Origin of the sequence: Pseudoalteromonas sp. MMG005 (assembly GCF_018101015.1) — a bacterium.
Classification (GTDB): Bacteria; Pseudomonadota; Gammaproteobacteria; order Enterobacterales; family Alteromonadaceae; genus Pseudoalteromonas; species Pseudoalteromonas aurantia.
The window spans coordinates 25,661-49,956 of sequence record NZ_JAGJEK010000033.1 but is presented as its reverse complement, the minus strand read 5'-3'; the positions used below and the strand labels follow the sequence as shown (position 1 = coordinate 49,956).

23 protein-coding genes are annotated in these 24,296 nt (G+C 41.2%); 12 read left to right on the top strand and 11 right to left on the bottom strand.

Annotation, left to right across the window (positions count from 1 at the left end; all coding sequences use genetic code 11):
- Positions 1–37 precede the first annotated feature (37 nt).
- A complete protein-coding gene (locus J8M01_RS21965) occupies positions 38–1,075 on the top strand; it encodes a S66 peptidase family protein (protein WP_211059343.1) in 1,038 nt (345 codons plus the stop codon).
- A gap of 62 nt (positions 1,076–1,137) precedes the next feature.
- On the opposite strand, the gene J8M01_RS21960 is transcribed toward J8M01_RS21965, so the two are convergent.
- The 5 genes from J8M01_RS21960 to J8M01_RS21940 form a co-directional block, all read right to left on the bottom strand.
- Positions 1,138–2,322, bottom strand: a complete 1,185-nt coding sequence (locus J8M01_RS21960) for an ATP-binding protein (RefSeq protein ID WP_211059342.1) — start codon at positions 2,320–2,322, stop codon at positions 1,138–1,140.
- Positions 2,319–3,836, bottom strand: coding sequence for a CHASE domain-containing protein (locus tag J8M01_RS21955; protein WP_211059341.1), 1,518 nt, complete (start codon positions 3,834–3,836; stop codon positions 2,319–2,321). Before J8M01_RS21955 ends, J8M01_RS21960 begins: the two co-directional genes overlap by 4 nt.
- Positions 3,837–4,000: 164 nt before the next feature.
- Complete coding sequence (locus tag J8M01_RS21950) at positions 4,001–5,011, bottom strand: fatty acid desaturase (protein WP_211059340.1); 1,011 nt, start codon at positions 5,009–5,011, stop codon at positions 4,001–4,003.
- Between the two features lie 411 nt (positions 5,012–5,422).
- A complete protein-coding gene (locus tag J8M01_RS21945) occupies positions 5,423–6,115 on the bottom strand; it encodes an aspartate/glutamate racemase family protein (RefSeq protein ID WP_211059339.1) in 693 nt (230 codons plus the stop codon).
- 4 nt (positions 6,116–6,119) lie between these two features.
- Positions 6,120–6,776, bottom strand: a complete 657-nt coding sequence (locus J8M01_RS21940; protein WP_211059338.1) for a glutathione S-transferase family protein — start codon at positions 6,774–6,776, stop codon at positions 6,120–6,122.
- A gap of 112 nt (positions 6,777–6,888) precedes the next feature.
- Between J8M01_RS21940 and J8M01_RS21935 the strand changes: the two genes are divergently transcribed.
- The 7 genes from J8M01_RS21935 to J8M01_RS21905 all read left to right on the top strand — a co-directional run bounded on the left by J8M01_RS21935 (position 6,889) and on the right by J8M01_RS21905 (position 13,593).
- Positions 6,889–7,770 carry a LysR family transcriptional regulator gene (locus tag J8M01_RS21935; RefSeq protein ID WP_211059337.1) on the top strand — a complete coding sequence of 294 codons (882 nt, stop codon included), beginning with the start codon at positions 6,889–6,891 and terminating at the stop codon, positions 7,768–7,770.
- Between the two features lie 97 nt (positions 7,771–7,867).
- Positions 7,868–8,467 carry a hypothetical protein gene (locus J8M01_RS21930; RefSeq protein ID WP_211059336.1) on the top strand — a complete coding sequence of 200 codons (600 nt, stop codon included), beginning with the start codon at positions 7,868–7,870 and terminating at the stop codon, positions 8,465–8,467.
- Between the two features lie 217 nt (positions 8,468–8,684).
- Complete coding sequence (locus J8M01_RS21925; RefSeq protein WP_211059335.1) at positions 8,685–9,728, top strand: type III polyketide synthase; 1,044 nt, start codon at positions 8,685–8,687, stop codon at positions 9,726–9,728.
- A 189-nt stretch (positions 9,729–9,917) separates the two neighbouring features.
- Complete coding sequence (locus J8M01_RS21920) at positions 9,918–10,622, top strand: spondin domain-containing protein (RefSeq protein WP_192508126.1); 705 nt, start codon at positions 9,918–9,920, stop codon at positions 10,620–10,622.
- A gap of 10 nt (positions 10,623–10,632) precedes the next feature.
- The gene (locus J8M01_RS21915; protein WP_192508127.1) at positions 10,633–11,349 is read left to right on the top strand and encodes a spondin domain-containing protein; all 717 of its coding nucleotides are present in this window, start codon (positions 10,633–10,635) and stop codon (positions 11,347–11,349) included.
- Positions 11,350–11,388: 39 nt separating this feature from the next.
- The gene (locus J8M01_RS21910; RefSeq protein WP_211059334.1) at positions 11,389–12,111 is read left to right on the top strand and encodes a response regulator transcription factor; all 723 of its coding nucleotides are present in this window, start codon (positions 11,389–11,391) and stop codon (positions 12,109–12,111) included.
- A 3-nt stretch (positions 12,112–12,114) separates the two neighbouring features.
- Positions 12,115–13,593: a HAMP domain-containing sensor histidine kinase gene (locus J8M01_RS21905; protein ID WP_192508129.1), complete on the top strand. Its 1,479-nt coding sequence runs from the start codon at positions 12,115–12,117 to the stop codon at positions 13,591–13,593.
- Between the two features lie 266 nt (positions 13,594–13,859).
- On the opposite strand, the gene J8M01_RS21900 is transcribed toward J8M01_RS21905, so the two are convergent.
- The 4 genes from J8M01_RS21900 to J8M01_RS21885 form a co-directional block, all read right to left on the bottom strand.
- Positions 13,860–14,552: a response regulator gene (locus J8M01_RS21900; RefSeq protein ID WP_192508130.1), complete on the bottom strand. Its 693-nt coding sequence runs from the start codon at positions 14,550–14,552 to the stop codon at positions 13,860–13,862.
- A gap of 17 nt (positions 14,553–14,569) precedes the next feature.
- Positions 14,570–16,099 (bottom strand): ATP-binding protein, encoded by a 1,530-nt coding sequence (locus J8M01_RS21895; RefSeq protein ID WP_211059333.1) that lies wholly within the window; start codon positions 16,097–16,099, stop codon positions 14,570–14,572.
- Positions 16,100–16,110: 11 nt separating this feature from the next.
- Positions 16,111–17,628 (bottom strand): cytochrome c peroxidase, encoded by a 1,518-nt coding sequence (locus tag J8M01_RS21890; protein WP_211059332.1) that lies wholly within the window; start codon positions 17,626–17,628, stop codon positions 16,111–16,113.
- A 126-nt stretch (positions 17,629–17,754) separates the two neighbouring features.
- Positions 17,755–18,606, bottom strand: coding sequence for an SDR family NAD(P)-dependent oxidoreductase (locus tag J8M01_RS21885; protein ID WP_211059331.1), 852 nt, complete (start codon positions 18,604–18,606; stop codon positions 17,755–17,757).
- 334 nt (positions 18,607–18,940) lie between these two features.
- Between J8M01_RS21885 and J8M01_RS21880 the strand changes: the two genes are divergently transcribed.
- Together J8M01_RS21880 and J8M01_RS21875 are read left to right on the top strand one after the other, a co-directional pair.
- Positions 18,941–19,828 carry a LysR substrate-binding domain-containing protein gene (locus J8M01_RS21880; protein WP_192508134.1) on the top strand — a complete coding sequence of 296 codons (888 nt, stop codon included), beginning with the start codon at positions 18,941–18,943 and terminating at the stop codon, positions 19,826–19,828.
- A gap of 88 nt (positions 19,829–19,916) precedes the next feature.
- Entirely contained in the window at positions 19,917–20,366 is a 450-nt protein-coding gene (locus tag J8M01_RS21875; protein ID WP_192508135.1) for a hypothetical protein, read from the top strand.
- A gap of 48 nt (positions 20,367–20,414) precedes the next feature.
- On the opposite strand, the gene J8M01_RS21870 is transcribed toward J8M01_RS21875, so the two are convergent.
- Entirely contained in the window at positions 20,415–20,639 is a 225-nt protein-coding gene (locus tag J8M01_RS21870) for a hypothetical protein (RefSeq protein ID WP_211050806.1), read from the bottom strand.
- Positions 20,640–20,757: 118 nt separating this feature from the next.
- Here J8M01_RS21870 and J8M01_RS21865 point away from each other — a divergent pair, with 118 nt between their 5' ends.
- Together J8M01_RS21865 and J8M01_RS21860 are read left to right on the top strand one after the other, a co-directional pair.
- On the top strand, positions 20,758–21,450 hold the full coding sequence (locus J8M01_RS21865) for a hypothetical protein (RefSeq protein ID WP_211059330.1): 693 nt from the start codon (positions 20,758–20,760) through the stop codon (positions 21,448–21,450).
- 82 nt (positions 21,451–21,532) lie between these two features.
- Positions 21,533–23,545: an ATP-binding protein gene (locus tag J8M01_RS21860; RefSeq protein WP_211059329.1), complete on the top strand. Its 2,013-nt coding sequence runs from the start codon at positions 21,533–21,535 to the stop codon at positions 23,543–23,545.
- A 6-nt stretch (positions 23,546–23,551) separates the two neighbouring features.
- Here the strand turns inward: J8M01_RS21860 and J8M01_RS21855 are convergent, their stop codons facing one another.
- On the bottom strand, positions 23,552–24,271 hold the full coding sequence (locus J8M01_RS21855; protein ID WP_211050787.1) for a Sir2 family NAD-dependent protein deacetylase: 720 nt from the start codon (positions 24,269–24,271) through the stop codon (positions 23,552–23,554).
- Positions 24,272–24,296: the final 25 nt, after the last annotated feature.

Below are 24,296 nucleotides of genomic sequence, written 5' to 3'. Positions count from 1 at the left end.
TTAATGTCTTTAGCCATCAAACGCTAAGGAGCTGGTCATGAAAAAAATTAAACCAAAATCACTTACTCAGGGTGCAACACTCGCCATTGTGTCGCCTTCTTGGGGCGGCCCTTCAATATTCCCTCATATTTACCAAATGGGTATTAAGAACCTAACAGCAATGGGATTTAATATTGTCGAGTATCCTAGTGCTAAAGCACATAATAATCACCTTTTTGCAAATCCAAAAATGCGTGCTGATGACATCAACGCCGCGTTTGCCAATACTGACGTTGATGGCATAATTGCGACGATTGGCGGTTCAGATTCAGCTCGATTGTTACAATATTTAGATTTAGATACTATTCTAGCCAACCCTAAGTTTTTTATGGGCTTTTCAGATATTACCACCATTACAACCTACCTTAACCAACACGGCTTAGTTACTTTTAACGGCCCGTCTATTATGGCTGGCTTTGCGCAACTACATAATCACAGTGCTGACTATCAACGTTACCTAGCCAAACAGCTCTTATCTGCGGAACAGCAATACGTGTTACCAACATTTTCTCAATATCATCACGGCTACCCTGACTGGCATAAAATGGCACTTACAGGTCAACTCAATTCACCAATTACAAATCCAGGTCCCACTTTTGTTCAAGGTACCGGCCGTGTTAGAGGGCAACTTTTTGGTGGATGTATTGAAGTACTTGAAATGCTCAAAGGGACTAAATATTGGCCAAAACCTCACTTTTGGCACAATAAAGTGCTATTTTTAGAAACTTCAGAAGACAAACCAAGTATCGACTATGTGCGCTACTGGTTAAGAAACTATGGGGTTATGGGGGTTTTTGAGCAACTATCAGGCCTCATGATTGGTAGACCCAGAGACTATAATACAGACGAACAATTAGCGTTAATAAACACAGTTCAAGCGGTGGTTAAAGATGAATTCAACGTTTGTGATTTACCCATTATATGTAATTTAGACTTCGGCCACACCGACCCACAACTCATACTACCACTTGGGGTCACCATTGAGTTAGATTGTGAGGATCGATACCTTAGTCTCGTTGAATCAGCATTTCAATAGTCGTAAACCAAGTCATTGTGTCGGGTATTAAAAAGAAGTAATTCAAATCATGCAGAGCTCATTCAGCTCGCATATTTATTTAATACCCTCACTAGATCACTTTGTTGATATGGCTTATGAATGAAATCTTCAATGCCTAACCTCGCGGCTTGTTGCTTCTCTTCTTTACCAACACTGGCACTGAGTATCACTATTGAAATATGTTTTAACGCTTCATCATTTTTGATGTGGGCTGATGCAGTAAAGCCATCCATAACAGGCATTTGTAAATCCATCAAAATTAAGTCGGGTTGTTGTGCTTTTAAATACTCTAAAGCCTGTTGACCGTCATTTGCGAAATCACAGTCTAACCCTAAATTCCTTAGGTGCTTTTGTACCACAATCTGATTGATTTTATTATCTTCTACAACTAAAACACGCATTCCTTGAAAATGATGGCCCTGTTGCCCGGCATCGCTTTCAACGCTATTTTCTTGCAGTGCAACCTGCTCCGCAGTCACCCCTTTGAGTTTTAAAACCACGGTAAATTCACTGCCAACATTCTCTTGACTCGTAACAGAGATCCCTCCTCCCATTAAAATACATAACTGCTTTACAATAGAAAGGCCAAGCCCGGTACCGCCATAGTTCCGTGTTGTTGAGCTTTGTGCTTGTGCAAATGCGTTAAACAATCGTTGTTGATCTTCTTCTTTAATGCCAATTCCCGTATCACGCACTTTGATAGTGAGCTCTGTGGCATTATCATTTATTTCAACACATTTACAATCAAGGTGAATACTGCCTTTGGGTGTAAACTTAAGCGCGTTGTTCAGTAAATTAATCAATATTTGTTTAAAGCGAAGTTCATCCCCTTCGACCCAGCTTTTATAATTTGCGTCATGCTGATATTGAATCGTAATCGACTTCTCAGAAGCCAAATGAGACAGCATTCCTATGACTGACGCGGTGACATCTGATGGCTTAAACACCTTTAAATCTAAATCTAATTGACCCGCCTGCATTTTCGAAAAATCTAATACGTCATTGACTGTGCTTAACAAAATATTCGAAGCATCGTTTATCTTCGCTAAATAATCTAACGTGGGCAGATCTGACGTTTCTTTTGTCGCCAATTCCGTAAACCCGATAATGGCATTTAATGGAGTACGATACTCATGACTTACATTTGCTAAAAACAAGTTCTTCGCCTCATTCGCCAGCTCCAACTCATTATTCTTTTCAATAAGTTCATGCGTGCTTGCTTTCACCTTTTTTCTAAACTTGTATTAAAAGACACGATAAAAAATACAAACATCACACAAATGACGCCCAAGATACAGCCTATCAATACGATAATAAAATCAACCCAATTAATCAGATGAGAAGCAAAACTATCAGAGCTGGAAAACTGTATGGTGCCTTGCTTATCAAACAACGTAAATTGGACTTCATGAGAGATAAAATGCCCGCTTTCATAATTAGGGTGAGAAAATACATTGCCCTCACCAAAACTAATTTGATAAGTAAATACACTTTTACGCTCTGTGGTGTACATGGGATCTAATAACAACTCTAACTCTAGTACCACTTCCACAAACCCAATTAAAGACGCTAAGCTAGGTACCTCGCTCTTTTTAAAAATCGGGTAATACACCACCACGCCGTCGGTTTTATCTTGTTGCTGAACTAAAGTGAAAATATCAGTGACTGCAAAGCTCTGATGCGCAATTGCATGTTTAATACTCTTACTTGCAACCGGGTGAGTAGACACATCAAGACCAATAACAGACTTATTTTCTTGCAATGGGTACGTGTAATAGATGGGTAAGTAATAAGGTTGTTCAGGTGCACTTTGAATTCCTGTCGCGGTCAATTGCTGAATATAGGCACCTTCTGAATACAACCTTTGCATGCTAGCTTCAAATTGCGCTCTCGCCTCGTTTTTCACCAAGGGGATCCAACCAATTGCTCTCACTTTAATGGATGTGTTTTGTATTATAGATGTAAAAGCACTAAATTCTTCTTTCGTCACTTGTTCACTTGCTTGAAAGTATGCTTCAAGTGCCTTTAAGTACAATTTTATAGTCGCTTGGGTGCTGTTTATCTGTTCTACAAAAGATACGGTACCGCTCATGAATTGCTGTTTTTTATCTCGATTAAAGTTATTACTTGATACAAAATATACAAAACAAATTATAGAAAAGCTCAATAAGCTGGTCATGATAGCGGCAGATGCTTTTCGTGCTTTTTTAACAAAAACATTGGGATATAAAAATAGAAAAATAGGCGTTAAGAGCACCACGCTCAAAAAATCTCCCACCCACTTTGTCACGCCGATATATAACAACGTTTCTTGCGGTAATGGCAAATAAAGCGACAGCACACAATAAATCGCAACACTCGATAACAATGTTGCGACAGGCCCTGTAATGAACAAAAACTTAATTATTTCAAATGGAATAGAGATCCGAATAGGCACTTGAGAAAACTGTAAAACAAGCTGTCGACTAACAAATAACTGAATTGTACTTATCAAAGCGAGAAGATAGACCACTTCTGGCGGTAAGCCACTGATTAAAGTATCACTGTGCAAGCAAACGATAAAAGAGAGTAATACACCCACTAAAACCGGCCAGCCTTTTAATAGATATAACCCGAGCGCAACACCTGTTGCAGGCCAGATGACACTTGCGTATCCAAATGGAATGAGAAACTGACTACCAAATTGAACGAGTAAAAAATGTGAGATACATGCAATAAAAACAACCGCTAGCCTATTCAAGTTACCCACCCTGTGACATTACCTTGTTCAGATTACACTATAAATATGTGTGGAAAAAATGTAGTTGGACCAAAATAGCTTTAGCTATATTCGACTAGAGTATAGTGTAAAAAGCGTTAAGCCTCATATTAAAAGCATCTAAACTAGATTGCCTCATCAATACGCTACATATCTTTATCTGACTGTAATCCTGATGCACTGTAAAAATTAGCCTGCTTTATACTCTTAATATCGTTAAAACGTACACCATGGTGTTTCATGACTGGTAGTATTCGACCGCTGATCATTTGTCGAATATAAAATGGCTGGTTTGGTAAGAAATGGTGAATTGTATGCGTATTTCCAAAGTTAAAACAGAATAACTGGAACGGGAAAAACACCCAATGATTGAGTACCTGAGTTTGTTGCATAAGGTTACCCACACCACCATAATAATGCATTGAAGACGTAACCAAGTTTAAGCTAGAGGAACGAATTATATTCGGTGCAATTAACACAACCATTAAAAAGTCTACCCACTTCATAACATCAATTAACCAAGTTGGATGTGTCGCTGGGTCATAAAGAAACCCATCTATGCTGTGAAAAATGATAAACCCGTATAAAATACCAAAATATACCGTTGCGATTGGAAATCCTGCATTAAATATACTTAAAAACCTGAACCCTGTGATTTCCCGTTTAAACGCTCTATGAGAAATAATCAATCCCAATAAACCATCAACAATTGAGACAACTCTCAAAGCTGGGTTTTTTATACCATTACCAACCAAACGCTCTTCGAGATCTTGGTTAGTTCCTGATACTTTGTGATGATGCAAATGTATTTTTCGTCGATACCATGGGTTAATCGTATTTGGCCGCATCAACCATACAATTAACATCATTAAATTATGTACAACAGGATTGCGCTTAAAGTAAAGCTTATGGATCAAGTCATGTTCAATTTCATGAGAAATAGACGTAATGAAGGCGATCAAAACAATACAAAGCCAAGCTGGAATATAAGATACTGCATAGAACCCAGCAACGAGCAACATGGCCAACACTGCAAACATAAGCAATGATACGCCCAGCATGTTTTGATAAGCCAATATAGGAAACTGACTTCTTAGCGACTGCTCTTCTTCTTTAATGCTTTGCACAATCGCTTGGATATGTAAATTCGATGACATACTTATATTTGTATCTAACAGCCCTTAATACTCCAATAATACGTAAACACCATGCTAAATCAATTATTTGGTTTTCTATTTTACTGACTTTGCTCTTACTACTAACAGGGGATAGCCAAGCTGAGTTCAAAAGTTAATTACTACCCCAGTCTCCCTGAAGATGAACTCAGCTTGCCTAATTCAATACTTACTAATTCTTTATTAAGGTATTACGTTGTTTTTTATAACTAAGCTCGTTGAGATCTGAGGTCTACCCACCATAAAAACAGCGACCGACGTCACCAATATCCCAAACACCTCGACATAACCTATGTGTACTTAGTAATACGAGTGTTGATAACAGCGTCGCGCTCACCGGTATCAACTAAATTAAACCACTTAAAAGGCAATATTAAAAAAACCAAACAATGATCAATCAGACAATGCGAACTCCACAGCCGCATTAGCATGAATTTCAGCCGTATCAAAAAGAGGAATATTAGTATCTTCTTGCTGGATCAATAACCCTATTTCTGTACACCCTAACACCACACCTTGCGCGCCTCTCGCCTCGAGGTGAGCAATAACCGATAAATACAATTGTTTTGAATGAGGCCGAATGTCTCCTACACATAACTGTTGATATATAATGTCGTGAATGACTATTTGATCTTGCTCACTGGGCACCAATACTTCAATGCCATGCTGCTCTAGTCGCTCTATATAGAAAGTATCTGCCATAGTAAAACGCGTACCTAACAAAGCCACTTTATTCAGCTTTTGCTTGCAAATCACTTTCGCCGTAGCGTCGGCAATATGTAATAGGGGTAAGGTTACAACACTGGCTACTTCATCCGCCACTTTATGCATTGTGTTAGTGCAAATCATAATACACTGCGCGCCAGCGGCCTCTAAACTCAGAGCTGAACTTTGTAATACCTCCGCACTTTTTTGCCAATCTCCTGATTGTTGAAATGCTTCAATTTGCGCAAAATCAACGCTATTTAAAATAATTTTTCCACTATGTAGCCCACCTAACTTTGACTTTATTCCTTGATTGATCAATCGATAATAACTCGCTGTTGACTCCCAACTCATCCCCCCTATTAGTCCCAGTGTTTTCATCTGCCTACTCTCGCTCTTCACCTGCTTCATCAATTGCCACAATGTCAGTTTCCATTAATGCTTCCTCAACCCAGCGCTGTAATACAGGGCAATTTAAAACCTGCTCCATGTAATTTGTCGCGGCACTATTCACCGTTATCCCATAAGTCTTAAAACGTAATACCACTGGGGCAAACATTGCATCTGTGATAGACCACTGCCCAAATAACCAGCCCCCCTGTGCAGCATACTCATTGTACTGTTCACTCCAGATCTGTTCGATACGTGCAATGTCTTGCTTCGCTTGCTCACTCAATACTACACTGCGTTTTGCTCTTATATTCATTGGCATTTCATTGCGAACACCATTGAAACCTGAGTGCATTTCACATGCAATAGCTCGAGCTTTTGCTCGCTGCGCCGTATTTGTTGGCCAATATTTCCCTAATGAATAAGCATCATTGATATATTCACAAATAGCCAAGGAATCCCAAACCACCGTACTGTCATCAACCAAAGTGGGAACTTTCAAGGTGGGGGTCACACTTTCCAGTCGCTGATAAAACTCTGGCGTATCTAAAACCAGTTGTACTTCATTAAAGTCAGTACCCGACTTTGCCAGCATCAACCATGCTCTTAGTGACCAAGACGAGTAATTTTTATTCCCTATAAATAACTGCATATACAATACCTGTTGGATTAATTAGCAAATACGTTAGCGATAATTTACCCTACTGACTAACGGATAATTTTGATATAACCTATCAAGATATCGAATAGGTTAAGGTTTATAAATGGATATTGATGCTTTAAGAAGCTTTCTGGCGTTTGTTGAAACTGGCAGCTTCACTCGTGCCGCAAAACAAGTTCATAGAACTCAGTCAGCAATTAGCATGCAAATGAAAAAGCTAGAACAAGATCTAAATAAAAAGCTTTTCCAAAAACAAGGCCGACTACTCAACTTATCTCATGATGGGCAAGTATTCGCACGTTACGCTAAACAACTCGTGCAATTACATGATGAAACAGTAAAACAAATGAATGCAGCTCAACCAAGTACCTTATTACGCTTAGGCTGTCCTGATGACTATGCTGAATCAGTACTCCCTAAACTGATAAAATTACTACACAAATGCTGGCCAAATTTAGACCTACAAATCACATGTACTCCAAGCAATCGCGTAAAGATCATGATTGATAGCGGACATCTAGATTTAGGCATCATTACGCGCTCTTCTGACACCGAAGAAGGATACACGCTTGAATCATCGCCAGGGGTATGGACGTACAACCCTCTCTTTAATGCGCACCGCATTGAGCCTCTGCCTATTGCGATATTTCAGCGGGATTGTCGCTTTCACCAAGCAGCTACAGACGGGTTACATAAACAAAATCGTGCATTTAAAATCATTGCTTGCAGCGGCAGTGCAAGCGCACAACGCGGTATCGTCAGAAGTGGAGTGGCAATTGGTGCTATGGCAAAGCTGAGCATTGGCGACTTAACCCCGCTCAACAGCCAATCACTCCCAGCGTTGCCGATTGTCGACATTGTATTAATTCGCGCAAATAGCAGTCAAAACCCAGTGACAGACATCACCTGCTTAGAGCTCTGTCGATCCTATATCAGCATCAATAATGCATCCGAAAAAAAGCCATCTTTCATTGGTACCTATTAAGCGTTATTTCAGGTAATCAATTTACAATGGCACTATAGCTTTAGGTCAAGAGGCTATTTTACATCACTACTACTCGTCAAGTTTAAAGGATAGGACTATGAAGCCGAATATGAATGTTACCCCTTTGCCCATTTTGCATCCTGAAGAAACAAGCACAAAAAAACGGATCATGGCCGTTATCACACGCGGGATATTCAAAAATGACACACAATTAAACGAACTACGTAGAGAAAATCACCAGTTAAGGCGACGACTTAGAAAATATAAATCGCTCTGTCGTCGATTTTCTAACAAGCTTCAACGACTAAAAATATCATCCAGTATCAAAATAACAGCCCTTTCATCGGCCAACAAACGGGTTGCTCGCCATGTAAGTCGGTTGCAAACGCTGTCTATTCGTTTAATTAGACAAAGAGCCCTATCTAAATCTCATATTGAACAACAACAATTGACACTGCAAAATGCCGAACGTAATTTGATTGCGCAAACAAACACCTTACATAGTTACACCCTTTCTTATAAACAACTACAATATCAATATGATTTGCATACGCGTAAATTAGAAAACAATCACCAGCACACCCAAAAGTTATCTGAACACAATCAGCAATTGCTCAAACGAGTAAAACGACTTCAATATTTCAATATAATGTTAATTTTTTGCATCATATGCTTGAGCAATACAGCACTTTTGTAGCACACCCTTAATCGACATATGGCGCACTACTAATTGAGATATAAACTATTTTTTGTTTCCCTAGCAAAATCAGATAAATGAATACACACTCAATTTGTTATTAACTTGTTATAATTTCGTTATGAATTCATATTAAAAATATCTCAATCTTAGTCAGACCAATGAGGTCGCGTAAACATAGCGCTTACCTCTCCCCTATTTGATTAAGGAAAACACCATGCCAACACTTGCTCGACCTGCAATATTACACCCAGAAAACATTGTCACAAATAGCGATATGTTATCGTTTTTAGATGAATTGCATCAAGATGCACCGCATAAGCATCAAGCGTTCAAAATGATTGAAAACTCCGCAATTCAAAAACGACATATGATACTGCCACTAGAGCAAATTTTGTCTCTACAAGATTTTGGTGAACGTGGCGCTATTTACCAAAAAGTTGCCCGTACTATGGCGTATGATGCGGCCTCCAAAGCACTGCAACAAGCGCTACTTAAGCCCAAGGACGTGACCATGGTTATCGTTACCTCCTGTACTGGGTTTATGATGCCTTCGCTCACAGCTTGTTTAATCAATGATTTAGGTTTGCCAGCCAATACCATACAACTACCAATAGCACAGCTAGGCTGTGTAGCGGGCGCATCTGCTGTTAATCGCGCGGCAGAGCACTGCAAAGCCTCTAAACGCAATAACGTGCTTATTGTGTCATTAGAAACATCATCATTGTGTTTTCATCGCAGTGCCAATCGGTTACAAGACTTTATCACCGACTCGCTTTTTGGCGATGGTGTGGCAAGCGTAGTTATGCGTGCTGACAATGACTGCAATGGCTTTCATATTACCCATACGCAGAGCCACTTTATGCCTGACACCGAAGCGTATATTCAATACACGTTAACTGACTCTGGTTTCAAATTTTCCCTCGATAAAGACGTCATGTACTCAATCTCCAAGGCAGCGCCACATATTGAAACTTTTATAACAGAGCATGCAAATAAACGAGCGCGCGAGCTAGACTTTTACATTTTCCATACTGGAGGCCGTCGAATTCAAGACGAAGTGATACGTTGCTTAACTCTGTCTGATGACGCACTCGATTATTCCAGGGCTTGCTTACGCGATACCGGGAATACATCCAGCGTGGCTGTTATCGATGTACTCGCTCGACAATTCTCACAACGGACTAGTATGGAGCAAGGAGTGTTAGCCGCATTTGGCCCCGGATTTACAACAGAAATGGCATTAGGCTATTGGCAATAAAGTTTTACGATCGAATCAATCGACTTAAAACCGTACTTTTGTGCGGTTTTTTCTTTTAAAAACAACAATTAAAGTAAGTGTGAATAACTCGCACTAATATTGTGATAAAAACGTGATGTTTTAGTGAAACCAACGAGACATTTAACCTGCATCCTTAATCCTGTCATAACAACCAAGAAAGAGAATATCATGAAGGCTAAATTACTATCACTTGTTTGCACTAGCAGTTTATTAGCAATGTCAGCAGCCCAAGCTGCTGCTGTAGATGTGAAAATCACAAACCTGACGCAAGGCATTTACTTCACCCCCATATTAATTGGTGCCCACACCAGTGATGCACATTTATTCCAAACAGGTCAAGCCGCTTCCGAAGGCCTACAAGCCATGGCTGAAGGTGGCAGTATTGAAGCGTTATCAACAACACTTGACAGTATTAATGCCGACAAACTCGCAAACCCAGCTGGAGGGTTGCTCGCGCCAGCCAGCTCAGCAATGGGTAGCTTAACAACAGCAGAAAATAATACCACGCTGTCGATTGTCGCAATGATGCTGCCAACCAATGATGGCTTCATCGGGTTAGATGGATGGAAAATTCCAACAGAAGCAGGCACGTACCATATCTATTTGAATGCTTATGACGCAGGCACAGAAGCAAACAATGAATTAGTTGTTGAAGGCTCTGGCGCACCTGGCACACCTGGGATCCCAGCTTCTCCTGGTGTCGCACCTGGTACACAAGGCGCTGGTGTGACTGATGTAGAGGGCAACTCTATGATTCACATTCACCGAGGTAATGTAGGTGATGATGAAGCCGTTGGTGGTAAAAGTGATTTACATAACACCGTACATCGTTGGTTAAACCCTGTTGCTAAAGTGACAGTAACAGTTAAGTAAGGGGCATATTATGAATAAGTTCACCCCAATAATTTCACTTGCTTGTTTGCTATTAGCAGCCTGTGGTAGTGATAATAACACGACATCGGTTACACCTCCGGCACCGGCACCAGAGCCTGCACCAGAGCCAACTCAATATGAGTTTAAAGTAACTGCTATAAATTTAACTCATGGTCAGCCTTTATCGCCTCTTGGTGCGGCACTGCATACCAGTGGCCAATTTTGGACGATTGGCGAAATGGCCAGTGCAGAACTTGAATCTCTAGCTGAAGGAGGTGATAACTCTGGGCTACTCGGACTATCTGTCGTCAATAGCTCAGTCTCTGGCGCTGCACCTTTAGGGCCAGGTAAAACGGCTGAGTTAATGCTGACAACGACCAGCTTAACTGACCAAAAACTCTCATTAGTTACGATGATGGTGAATACAAATGATGGCTTTACCGGTCTTAATAGCATTGATGTGTCACAAATGGCTGTTGGCGACTACGCTAAAATGACCACTCGAGCTTATGACTCTGGGACAGAAGCTAATTCTGAACAAAGTGGCTCAATGCCTGGTCCTGCCGATGGTGGTGAAGGTTTTAACGCAGAACGTGATGACATTGATAAAGTGGCTATGCATCCCGGTGTTGTTGGCAATGATGACGGACTAAGCTCTTCCGTACTGACTTCTGCCCATAAATTTGACAACCCACTCATGGCCGTCACTATAACAAGAGTTAAATAACGCCTATGCGCAGAGTGTGGGCGGTAATAAGGCCACATTATGCAACAACAGGTATTGATTGTAGAAGACGACCAAGACATTGCGCGTCTTCTACAAGTTCATTTAACTGAATTATCGTTGGGCGTCGACCATGTGTTTGATGGGGAAAGCGCCATGGATAAGCTGCAACAAGAAAACTACGCTATTGTATTGTTAGATATCATGCTCCCAGGAGTTGATGGATTAACACTGTGTCGGGAGATCAAAACATCAAGTCCACACATTAGCGTTGTTTTATTAACGTCAAAAAGCAGTGAAATGGATAGAATTATTGGGCTAGAAATGGGTGCTGATGATTATATTTGTAAACCATTTAGTTACCGAGAATTCCAAGCCCGGGTAAAAGCGCAGCTGCGCCATGTTCGGCTATTACAGGCAAAAGAGCAGCAAAGCACACAACCGGAGCAAGCACGTTTGCAACTCGGTCTACTGGGTATTGATACAATTTGTCATGAAGCAAGTTTAAGTGAACAGGCACTTGATCTAACTGCAACCGAATTTGAGTTATTACACTTTTTCGCTGCTCACCCAAATCAAGTTTTTTCTCGAACACAATTGCTTGAATCGGTCTGGGGCTATCAACACTCTGGTTATGAGCATACGGTTAATTCTCATATTAACCGATTACGCAGTAAGCTCGAAAAATACGGCGGTGAAGGAGTCATTGAAACCGTCTGGGGCGTAGGCTACAAGCTTAACGCGAAGCAACTAACACAGGCATAAGTCATGAAACTGTCTTTATACCACAAGCTCGCCATGTCATTGGCTGGTATTTTCATTTTAATCGCTTCGTTGTTTATTTGGTGGACCCAAGCATTATCACAAGTATCTCGCGCTCAAGCTGAGCAACAGTTACATATGGGTTTAGCGGAGCATCTCGTTGGAGATAACCCTTTACTTCAACAAGGGGTATATGACTACAAAGCCCTTGAGAATTTATTTCATACTTTAATGATCCTCGGGCCGTCATTTGAGTTTTATTTTGTTGACCCAAGTGGCAAACTCTTAACTTATTCAGCAAAACCTGGGGAAGTTAAACGTCAACACATTGACCTTGTACCCTTAGTACAATTGATAGAACGTCCAGAACAATTACCCGTGTATGGCGATGATCCTCGCAATTTATCCGGAGAAAAAATATTTTCTGTTGCTCCTGTGTACAACGGTGAGACTCTACAAGGCTATTTATACGTCATAATTGGCTCCAAACTTTATGACTCGATTGTCAGTAACATAAAAAGTAATGACCAACTCGTTATTGGTTTAAGTTGGTTGGGTTTAGCCCTCGGGTTTTTATTAACCGCCCTGCTGTTACTCTTCAAATATTTAACGCGGCCTGTTGCAGCACTGACAGAACATATACAACAACTCGAGCATGCACAATTTGATATCACTAAAATTACGTTATTAGATTGGAATAAAGCACATAGTAACGAAGTACATCAACTTGGTGAAAGCGTCAATAACATGGTAAAAACCATTGATACACAAGTAAAGCAACTTGCTGAACTTGACGACCAACGTCGCCAATTGCTAGCGCATTTGTCACATGATTTACGTACTCCTCTTGCGTCACTACAAGGATACTTAGAAATTATTTCGCTCAAGAAACATGAACCAGAGCAGCAAAAATTACATCTTGATATCGCGCTCAAAAATTGCGAACAACTGAAATCTCTCATTGACCAAATTTTTGAACTGGCCCATTTAGAATCAGGTCACGCGAATGTGCAGTTTGAAGTATTCAACTTGGGCGAACTGTTATATGACGTGATGGCCAAGTTTGCAATTCGAGCTGAGAAAATGGGGATCTCTTTAACCATATCACCAGCTGTTTGCGATATAAAAGCCTACTCGGATATTGGGAAATTGGAACGGGTGCTCACGAACCTCATTGAAAATGCATTGCGTCATACGCAAGAACATGGCGCGATAGAAATAGCGATAAATCAGCATGGAGAAAACCTCACCTTGTCAGTAAAAGATACGGGAGTCGGTATTTCCGCAAAAGAGTTACCCTATATTTTTGAGGCGCGCTACCGAGCAAGTAATGCCAAAGGGTGTAAGAAATCACACGCAGGACTCGGGTTGGCTATTACAGAACGTCTAATTCAATTACTAAAAACCGAGATCCGAGTACAAAGTAAGGTGGGCGTAGGAACTGAATTTAGTTTTCAACTACGAGAAGCTGAGTCATATAGTTGAGCAAGTAAAACGAATGCTTGCTCATTCACCTATTTACCAAATACATAAATGCGAAATAGTAATCACAGCTCAGTTTATACGAAGCCGTAACACTTTGCAGATGCTATAAATACTAAATATTTTTAAATTAACGACACTGTCGTTGTCCACTTTAGCTGGTATTTATGGTGTCTTGACTCCAAATAAAGCGCCCCATGGAAAATGATCATAGATATAGCTGATATTCATCGCATCGCTATGTGCTGCGTAACTAACCGCGCCGAGTACTACACACCTTGAGCTTCAAATTTATAACCAGCACCATAAATTGAATGAATAAACTCATGCTCTGGCGCTATATCATGTAGTTTTTTGCGGATTTTTTTGATATGGCTATCAATGGTTCTATCACTCACTATACGATCATCATCGTAAATGTGATCCATTAGTTTATCTCGGCTATATATCCGCCCCGGATGCGCTTGCATTGACTTCAAAAGTAAGTATTCAACATGCGTTAAGCTAATACTATTTGATAAAAATGATGCAAAGAACGTGTTGTCATCCAATTTGAGTTTTTTCTCAGCATCGTGCTTTTCACCATTACTATTAAGCGCCATTCTGCGCAGTACAGCTTTAACTCGCGCGACAACTTCTCTTGGGCTATATGGCTTGCATACATAGTCGTCGGCGCCAATCTCTAAGCCCAATAAACGGTCAATCTCTTCTACTTTAGCCGTAGTCATAATTACAGGTACATTCGACTTAGCACGTATTATTTTACATATCTCTATTCCATCCACATTAGGTAGCATGATATCTAATAAAATAAGATGTGGGTCAAAGTGGTTGAATGCGTGCTCAGCGTCAGCACCATCAACAACAATATGCGTTTCATATTCCGCTTTAGTCAAATACTTACTGAGGATATCAGCAAGCTTGGGTTCATCTTCTACAATCAATATGCGTGGCTTATCCAAAAGTCGCTATCCGTTTTTTAATGAGTAAACTCTATTATAATAGCGAGCCCACCCAAATCACTCAAGTCGGCTTCAATTGTGCCGTGATGGGCTTCGACAATACTGGTACAGATAGCAAGCCCCAACCCGGATCCCCCTGTTTGCCGAGTCCTTGCACTATCTACTCGATAAAGACGGTCAAATAGCATTGGTAGTTGATCACGTTCAACACTGGGGGAGCTATCTTGCCAGACGACTTGGGTTGTTTTCTCATTTTGCGTAACGTTTACCGTGAGCCGCCCTTTTACTTTTTCGGACGTATCAGTGTAACGTATGGTGTTTTGTAGGAGGTTATCAAACAATTGACTCATTCTTTGTGGATCACAATGTAACGTTAGGGCCTCATTGCACGTTATTTTCACATCAAATAAACTCAGCGACGCATTGCGCTTATCAATGCACCGATTGAGTACACCCGCTAGCGTACAAGGCAGCATATTATATGTCAGCGCGCCCCGGTCTGATAGTGAGAGTTGATGTAAATCGTCTACCAGATTCGTGAGGCGCTCTATTTCTTCATACAAAGAGCTTAATTGGATTTCATCAGTATCAATCACCCCATCTATCATGCCTTCAAGTTCAGCACGAATAACGGCAATTGGGGTGCGTAACTCATGGGAGATATCCGCAATCCATTGCTGCCTAGCTGTTTGGTTTTTCGCCAAAGTATCTGCCAACTTATTCATATCACGCGCTAATAAACCGAGTTCATCTTGGCGGTCAAGCTGCACCTTATGCGCATAGTCCCCCCCAGCAAGGCGTCGAGCATTACGACGTAAGCGAATAATAGGCTGCACTAAATATTTACTAAATGGAATTGCCAAAATCACAGTTATTAACAATGCCAACAGTGCAATATGCATAAATTGCTGTTCTTGCTGTTTAGAAAAAATAGCATCGAATCGGGAGGTAACCACCGAGCCATTTTCAATTCCTAAGTACCCGATCAATTCTCCTTGCCCAGCAGTTTCTATATTGTCGTCCCCAAAGTACATGGGGAGCCACAATGCCGCTGGGCCCATGTCGGCTTTACCTAACAATAATTGACCATCAACACCTTTAAATAACAACCGATTGGCCCCTCCCTTGTGCGGGGGTCGACGCTCTGGTCGTTTATCGCCTTTCGGCGGTCTATGTCGAACATCTTGTTCCCCTTTTTTATATCCTCGTTCTGGTCCAGCACCTTTTTTATACCCGCTGCCACGAGGCGGAGGTCCTTTTCCTCGATGCGGTGGTTCCGCGCTTTTTCCGTTCGCCGTTCTATATAACTTTATCACCTCCCCCATTTCAGGAGAGCGATGCTTAACCCAAGAAAATCCATTGTGTGCTTTATACGTTGTCACCATTTTAACAATGACAGGCTGCATTTTATCTCGCGCATTGCTTTGCACATACTGAGCAAAGCTTTTCTCAAAAGCGAGCTGGTTAGCAATGTAAATAGCCATCACTAACGCCGAATTAGCGATCAAGATCATGAATAATAATTTGACACGTATCGTCACTTTCATTGGGTAGAACTCTATTCTTTATGGCGGTTAAGTACATTTAAGCGTAAATTGTCAGGATCAACCGTCCGTCTATTTGGGATCCACTTTTGCAAACAACGACTATCTTTTGTGCAATTGTCTGTTAATGCGTGCAAAAATGCTACTAAGTCTTTTTGTTGAGCCATATCTAATGGGGCAGCAACAAAAGGCGAGCTTTGCAATAATGTGAGCGCTAACTGGCTGTTTTCTCTTGCTTGATTATTTAATACATCACAATTTTCATTTAAGGAGAATTGCTTGAGACCACACGCACCGCCACGCTGAAAGAATGCTTCAATCGCCTTAGCTGGATCAACATAATGCGATACAACTTGTGCTAACGTATCATACACCCCTGCATGCCCATACGGGGCCGTTAAACCGACATTTAATAAGCTCGGTACGCGAAAAGCAAATTGATTTTGTGGTTGCGCATCAAGTAACGCTCTGCCTAAATCAGCACCATTAACATCTTTACCTATGCCATATTGTGGGAAGGCCAAATTAAAGAAGCCGTCATTGCTAAAGCGCTCTCCGCTATGGCAATTCACACATCCAGCCCCCCCCTCTGCGGCTTGTGTAAAGAATAGCTTTGCCCCCCGTTTCTGCGCCGGATTAAGCGCTCTTTTATCCCCCTTAACATAGCGACTCCAATCACTATCCACCAGCACGAATGATGCTTGATATTGACCTAGTGCGAAATCAATACTATCAAATGTGATCAATGACTCAGCACTTTGTTCACTGTCAAATGCGAGTCGAAATGCTGCAAGCCAATCATTCGTTGCAAGGCCTCCTTCCTCTGAGCCATAATCGCCAATACGCTGAGCGATATGACTACGAATCTCTTCTGTCGTACTCGCATCGGAAAATGCAGCTCCTCGCATTTCTTGTGTTGATGTTACAGGAAAGCGAGATAGCGCCTCAACAAGCGTAGACCCCGCATTTTCATCTGCTATCCCGAACCCAGAATCTGGGGTGCTGATAAAGGTGCGTACATTACCATCTTCCTCTCGCGTCACCTGTTCAACTCGGCCATCCCAAAATAAGGCTTTCTTTGCTAAACCAACATTAAAAATCGTTGGCGAATTACGAGGTATATCAATTTCATTATTAACGGCTTGTCGTCTTGGTCCTATAATGTCTGCATCAATGGCATTGACACCTATCGATAAGCTCAACCTATCCCCACCTCCCAATTTTGGGTGATGACAAGTCGCGCATGCAACACTCTTTTCACCGCCAAGTGCTTTACTAAAAAATAGCTGCATCCCCAATTGTGGTATTGGATCACTGATGTTTGGCGCGGTATCTTGGCCCTCCACATCACCTGTTAAGCCTAATTGCGATATCAACGCACGCAACTGTGCATCTAATTGTGCTGTATTTTTTTTCGGCACTGACTTGGTCGGTGGTTTTTTGCGGTCTGACAATTGCATTGTGGCACTGGCATTACCAAAAAATAAACTCAACGCGATGATTGAGCCTGTCAAATAGGTTTGCTTGCTCATGGTGACTCCCACATATTCTCTACTTCGGAGACTCAACTGTTGCAACACAAAGTGCAAACAATGTGAAAGTACATAATTAATCGAGGTTAAGTGTTATTCGCTAATAAGATGGCGGTAGCACACTGATTAATCACATCGTTGGCGATATTTTTCTTTATTTTTCTTGCCAATTCGGTACAAAGTGCCCCGCACTGAACGCCTGAACCGACTCGATAGATAGCCAAGCGTAGCAAGTAAGCCACTCATTTTTGGCATTGCTATTTCATATCGCTTTGACATACTTAGCTGTACAATAGCAGCTGCTACCTGTGTCGCACTACTCATAGGCTGTGAATACACAATATCTTCTACTTGCTCCATCTCCTGCATGATAAAACCAGTATCAATAGGACCAGGTGAAACCACTGCCACATTTATATTGTGGTCGGCAAGTTCATCATGCAATGCATAGGAAAAAGCACGCAATCCAGCCTTTGTTGCGCTATAAGTAGCCGCTCCTTGTAACGGAGTCATACCAGCCAGCGAGCCAACATTGACTATTGCGCAAGGCGCTTGATTATTCCGGTGCATATATGGCAACACTAACGCTGAAAGATATAAGGGTGCACGTAGGTTTACATCAATCATGGCAGATATGTCTTGCGCGCGACGAGTAATAAACTCTCCCCGTACGTGAAGCCCTGCATTGTTAACTAAAACATCAATCCTCGCTTGCGAAAAAGCATCGATTGTTTGTGACACAGCCCAATCACACTCTTTCAAATTCGCCATATCAGCGACAATCAGTACAGTACGACACTGTGTATACTCACGCAGTTCTTCTTGCAATCGCTCAAGTGGGTCGAGATTACGCGCGACTAACGCTAAATTGACCCCTTGCGAATAGGTGCTGGCAAATGCATGAGCACATGCAGCGCCCACCCCTTTTGATGCCCCAGTGATCAGTATCGTTTTATTCTTAACACTGTTGATTTCCATAGTTCATTGTCCTTTTTGGGAATAAGTATGACTATAAAGCGCAAACTCATTGCAAACAACCAAACGGCACCAAAGCAAACCTAGTGACATAATATTATTTTAATTTACTCATATATTCGCATGGTAGCTTTTCAGCGATCATTTTAATCACTTTCGCAATCCAACATGTCTCTTCTTTCATTTCAGAACTAAATGAAATACCATTATTTTCAATAACCTTACTATATTTATGCATCTTACCCACCTAAGAGGCTCTGTGTTTAAAACACCAGTATGGCTAGAATACAAATAAGACGCGAACGATCATTTTTAACAGTAACTATAAGAAAAACTTATGTTTAGTGAATTAACTCATTTAACTGCGCTACGCTGCGTTGAGGCTGCCGCCCGTCATCACAGCTATAGTAAAGCTGCGTTAGAGCTCAACGTAACACAAGCGGCCATTAGCCAACAGATTCGATTACTAGAACAAAACTTTGGTTGTAAGTTATTTTTCCGAAAAGGCAAGTCTATGCAACCGACTGCACAGGGGGAAAAACTTGCGATGGCATTAAATAATGGGTTTGGCACAATTACCCATGGCATTCGTAGCATTCAAAGTGAGCCTATTCCTGGCTGTATTACGGTTACAACCACCCAGTCATTTGCTTCAATGCTACTCATGCCTAATTTGTGGAAATTCTCAGTCGACCACCCTAACATCATTGTTAGGGTTATTGTGTCTACAGACGTAGAAGATATCAAACATGGTCATGTTGATATCGCTATTCGTTATGGGCAATCAACATACCCTGAATTAGAACAAACCACTTTATTTAGTGATGAAACGGTCGTATTATGCTCACCAAAACTGGCCCAAGAATTTGATTTTTCTAGCATTGAAAACATTAAAAAATGCTGGTTAGTCAATTATACAAAAAACGATTACTGGGCTAATTGGTTTGCCACCGCAGGGCTCACGCATACTGACAATCATAATCAATGGCTAGAAGTCAGCAATATGGATATTGCATTAAGCGCCGTTATGGCCGGCCATGGCGCATGCTTAGGTTCAGCCCGTCAAGCTAAGCATTTTATTGACCAAGGACTGCTAGTGGCGCCGTTTGATATCCGCGCCAAACCAGAGATACGCTATACCTGCTTACATGACCCATCATCGCCTCGTATACAGCGTATCCTTATATTTAAAAATTGGTTGGTTTCATTAATACAAAATACTTAAGTGTACATAGCTTGGTTAGTTGCACACCCGTTTACATTCTGCGAGCACAATCGTATTTTTAGGAACATTTACTAAGAGACACCAATAAATGAAGATCAAATCCCTCGTATTTGCCCGCGCTCTACTGCTGTTTTGCGCATTCACAGCAACCGTTACTGCAGTTGCACATATGTCATGCATTGTGCTGGGTGAGCAATGTTATCGAGCCCAGTTAGCGCCGAACATAATTATTGACTCCGCACTACAAGGAACATACTTTGCACCATTGGCAACGCTGTTTATTTCCAGTTTATTTTTGTTATGTGCGTTGTATGCCCTCAGTGCTGCCAAGCTGATCCCTCATATCCCTTTAACACGCTTTGCTATATTTACGATTAGCAGTTTATGCATCGTGCGTGGTGGGGCAACATTGCCTTTGCTAATCTTACAACCCGCATTAGCAAGTATTTTTGCGGTTATTGCAGGCATGCTCTGGTTCCTATGTGGTCTATTTTATATCTGGGGTTATAGGTTAGTCATATCAGAAGGTAAGTCATAACCCATAGGACGCATAAACAAGTAACCCGCATAGTTTAGCGATAGTTTTTTACTGATCACTATCTGTTTGCTTTTTCCGCTGTTCCTGCTTTGCTTTTGCAACATTTTTAAATACCGTTGGAGGTATCGGAAACAATGAAATCAATGGCATGAACGCGATAAAAAGGTATGCCCCTTTAGGCATACCTTTAGCCCATTTAACCAACCTTATGAATATACAAATAATCAGGGGGATCATAGTCACATAAACAAATAGCCAGATAAATAACGTCATATCACTTCCTTTCCCTACTAGAATTAAATATATGGGCGTTAAATTTTAGAGTTCAAGCCTTTTTCTTTGTCGTGCTTTCACATAGCATAAAGCGATTATTATTAAGAGGTAATATATTGTGGAACCCTGTATATCAGCATTGATTACACTGATAAAACAGCAAGACATTGCTGCTGTGTATGAACTATATGAGAATTCAACAGAACCAGATAACATACTGCAATTGAAATTCATCTACCAAAGCGCACAACAAAACCCACAAGTTTATGGGTTTTATCAAGATTTATGTGAACAGCTAGCACAGCGTAAAACTTTGCCTACTGGTTTAATAGCCGGAATTAACGACAGCGACCGATTTAATTTTTTTACGCCATCGCTAAAGCATAATGGCGGCTTTTCGCAGAAAAACGCCCAAGGCAATACGGTACTGCATGTATTATTTGCTAACCCAAACAACATTCTACCGCCTTTTAATTACATCCGCTCATTGCTACTGTTTGAAAGTAATGAAGGGCTTATCCAAGCGCTGCAGCAGCGCAATCAACAGCAGCTCACTGCGATTGAGTGCTATTTTGCCTACAACCCGCATTTATCAGCGTTACCCAGGCATGAACTCTCGGCAATTTTGGCACTAATAGAAGCGCAAGCGCAGCTTATATCTCAGCAAAGCCAAGTTTTAGCCGCCATATGTAAACGACTCAAGCAGTGTAATAATGCCACAAAATTAGATAGTCAAAATCACCGAGTTTTGCTACTGGCTACGACCTATAATCTGACTACAAAAGAAGTACTGAGTTTATTAAGCGCATAAACTTTACCAATACACAGAAATTCGCTTTTTTAACACGCTTCGTTATACTGCCAAATGTTGTTGCTTAGGAAGGCGTATGCCCATGAATAAATTAAAACTCTTGCATTCAATTACTGCGGACCACACATTACCATTTGAGCAAAAAATCCAAGAGCTTTTGCAATTAGGGTGCCGCATCTTTAACTGTCAAATTGCGATTGTTAGCCAGATCCAGGCACAAACTTACTATGTTGAACATGTTCATACACCTGATAACAGCTTACCTGTCGGTGCGCAATTCCCGCTGGGCGAAACATACTGCTGTCATACCTTAGCAGCCAACTCGTCTTTGGCATTTGATCATGCCAGTGACAGCCACATTGCAACCCACCCTTGCTATCTAAATTTTGGTCTCGAAAGCTATATTGGCGCCCCCTTATTAGTGCAAGGTAATCGCTATGGTACAGTAAACTTTTCATCACCCGATATTCATAAAGGTCAATTTACACAAGACGATCATGACTTTGTATGGCTATTATCACAGTGGATTGGTAATGAAATAACACGTAACCAATCGCTTTTGCTCATGAAGCAAAACCAGGAAATTCAGCATGCAATGGGTGAACTTGCCATCATTGGTGGTTGGCAAGTCAATTTGCTCAATAATACGGTGATATGGACTGACACAACTCGAGCAATCCACGAAGTATCGGATAACTTTCAACCGACTTTAGAAACTGCGATTCAATTCTATCAAGAAGAAGACCGCGACACGGTAACAAGTTTAGTCAATACCGCGATTGAAACCGGCGCTCCATGGAAAGCGGAGTTTTTATTAAATACCGCCACTGGGAATCAAGTCTGGGTAGAAACACAAGGTAAAGCGGTATTTGAGAATGACCAATGCATTCGATTATATGGTGCAATTCAGAATGTTGATGAGCGGGTAAAAACCCGAATTGCGTTAACTGAACAAAAAGATCTTGCCGAAAGAATGTTACAAACTCGCAGCTTATTTCTTGCCAATGTCAGTCATGAACTCCGTACGCCAATGAACGGGATTGTTGGCATGCTACAACTGCTAGAGCAATCAACATTAGATGATACTCAAAAAAATATGGTCGACGTGGCAAACCGCAGTACACAATCTCTCACTCGCTTGTTAAATGACTTTTTAGATTTCTCTAAAATTGACGCGGGTATGCTATCGTTAGAACAAACCGAGTTTGAACTACATCATTTAATTAACGGGCTCAAATTAGCTTATCAAACTCAGTGTAATGAAAAAGGCATCGGCCTTGATTTTAACTTATCAAATTTAAAACATCAGTATCTGGTCGGTGATCCTGTTCGCGTAAAGCAAGTGCTGCAAAACTTAATTAGTAATGCGATTAAATTCACAGCACAAGGTCATATCACAGTCACATTATGCAGCGTAGAGCATGATGGAAAATGCATTATCAATGGTCAAGTCTCCGATTCAGGCATTGGCATGAGTGACACAGTACAAAGTTCGCTGTTCTCTCCTTTTTCACAAGCAGATCAAAGCACGACGCGTCAGTATGGTGGTACCGGTTTAGGGCTATCAATTGTCAAGCGCTTGTGTGAACTCATGTCTGGCAGCATCAGTGTCACCAGCGAGTTTGGCATCGGCAGTGTCTTTAGCTTTACACTGGTTCTGGGAATTGGTGAAGCGCCTGACTTAACGTCTCAGCAAGCTCGAAATCAACAAGAAATCCCGACTGATTTCAAAATATTAGTGGTAGAAGATAACGCTGTAAATCGCATTGTCCTCGCTCAGATTTTGAAAAAGTGGCAACTCCAGTACGACTTTGCATTTGACGGAGAACAAGCATTAGCGAGGCTTGATCAAGCATCCGACACACCTTACGACGTTATTCTTATGGATTGCCAAATGCCCAACATGGATGGATATCAAGCTACACAAGCGATACGCCAACGCTCTAGTGATGACCGACACAGTCATATTATTGCGTTAACCGCGAACGCCATGAGTGGAGAAGCTAAAAAATGCTTAGCTGCTGGCATGGATGACTACCTCGCGAAGCCAATAGACATTAAAGCGCTTCATAAAGCCATTTGCAAAGCGTTGTAACCTGGGTCATTTTATATATTCTATATAGCGTTGTGCAGTCATACGATGAACCGTAACATTATGATAAAGTACATGCGCGGGATCAGGGTCGACAATTTCTACCGGTATCGACTTTTCCCGTGCAATATCTAACGCCATTTGCGTAATGTTGACGCTGAACGATGTCCCCATAAAAACGATTCTATCCGCATTTAACATGCGCTCTTGGGCGACATTAATTTGATAAAGGTCGGTGTAGTATTCATCAAACAAAAGTACATACGGCTTCAAAGACTCATTTAATTGTGGGCCATTTTTACCGATTCTAAACAAAGATAATAAAGAGTCACTTAAGTGCGCTTCATCTATTTCCGCCCATGGTGCAAGAGTACGACTTACCTTATCACCTTGAGAGTGGAATACCGTCACTTCATCAATTCTACCATGGATACTAATATAGTTTTCATTACCCGCTTTACCATCCAGTCCATCGATATTTTGTGTTATTAATTGCTTATCAGCCAACCACCGATGAACGTCATTAGGTCCGTGATTTCGATAGCACACAAAGCGATGATAATACCAGGTCAGAAACTCTAGCGGATGTTCGATATACATTGAGCGTGTGGCCATTTCTTGCGGGGTATAGTTTTTGCTGCCAATAGTCCAAAAACCTTCATCTCCCCTAAATGTGGGAATACCACTTTGAGCACTTACGCCCGCTCCGGTAATATATAATGTTGCCATAGAATCAAACCATTGATAATTAGAT

Excerpts from the sequence above, each read along its gene's own strand:
- J8M01_RS21965 (WP_211059343.1), top strand. The coding sequence starts at position 38 with ATGAAAAAAATTAAACCAAAATCACTTACTCAGGGTGCAACACTCGCC.
- J8M01_RS21950 (WP_211059340.1), bottom strand. The coding sequence starts at position 5,011 with ATGTCATCGAATTTACATATCCAAGCGATTGTGCAAAGCATTAAAGAA.
- J8M01_RS21945 (WP_211059339.1), bottom strand. The coding sequence starts at position 6,115 with ATGAAAACACTGGGACTAATAGGGGGGATGAGTTGGGAGTCAACAGCG.
- J8M01_RS21940 (WP_211059338.1), bottom strand. The coding sequence starts at position 6,776 with ATGCAGTTATTTATAGGGAATAAAAATTACTCGTCTTGGTCACTAAGA.
- J8M01_RS21935 (WP_211059337.1), top strand. The coding sequence starts at position 6,889 with ATGGATATTGATGCTTTAAGAAGCTTTCTGGCGTTTGTTGAAACTGGC.
- J8M01_RS21930 (WP_211059336.1), top strand. The coding sequence starts at position 7,868 with ATGAAGCCGAATATGAATGTTACCCCTTTGCCCATTTTGCATCCTGAA.
- J8M01_RS21925 (WP_211059335.1), top strand. The coding sequence starts at position 8,685 with ATGCCAACACTTGCTCGACCTGCAATATTACACCCAGAAAACATTGTC.
- J8M01_RS21920 (WP_192508126.1), top strand. The coding sequence starts at position 9,918 with ATGAAGGCTAAATTACTATCACTTGTTTGCACTAGCAGTTTATTAGCA.
- J8M01_RS21915 (WP_192508127.1), top strand. The coding sequence starts at position 10,633 with ATGAATAAGTTCACCCCAATAATTTCACTTGCTTGTTTGCTATTAGCA.
- J8M01_RS21910 (WP_211059334.1), top strand. The coding sequence starts at position 11,389 with ATGCAACAACAGGTATTGATTGTAGAAGACGACCAAGACATTGCGCGT.
- J8M01_RS21905 (WP_192508129.1), top strand. The coding sequence starts at position 12,115 with ATGAAACTGTCTTTATACCACAAGCTCGCCATGTCATTGGCTGGTATT.
- J8M01_RS21895 (WP_211059333.1), bottom strand. The coding sequence starts at position 16,099 with ATGAAAGTGACGATACGTGTCAAATTATTATTCATGATCTTGATCGCT.
- J8M01_RS21890 (WP_211059332.1), bottom strand. The coding sequence starts at position 17,628 with ATGAGCAAGCAAACCTATTTGACAGGCTCAATCATCGCGTTGAGTTTA.
- J8M01_RS21885 (WP_211059331.1), bottom strand. The coding sequence starts at position 18,606 with ATGGAAATCAACAGTGTTAAGAATAAAACGATACTGATCACTGGGGCA.
- J8M01_RS21880 (WP_192508134.1), top strand. The coding sequence starts at position 18,941 with ATGTTTAGTGAATTAACTCATTTAACTGCGCTACGCTGCGTTGAGGCT.
- J8M01_RS21875 (WP_192508135.1), top strand. The coding sequence starts at position 19,917 with ATGAAGATCAAATCCCTCGTATTTGCCCGCGCTCTACTGCTGTTTTGC.
- J8M01_RS21870 (WP_211050806.1), bottom strand. The coding sequence starts at position 20,639 with ATGACGTTATTTATCTGGCTATTTGTTTATGTGACTATGATCCCCCTG.
- J8M01_RS21860 (WP_211059329.1), top strand. The coding sequence starts at position 21,533 with ATGAATAAATTAAAACTCTTGCATTCAATTACTGCGGACCACACATTA.
- J8M01_RS21855 (WP_211050787.1), bottom strand. The coding sequence starts at position 24,271 with ATGGCAACATTATATATTACCGGAGCGGGCGTAAGTGCTCAAAGTGGT.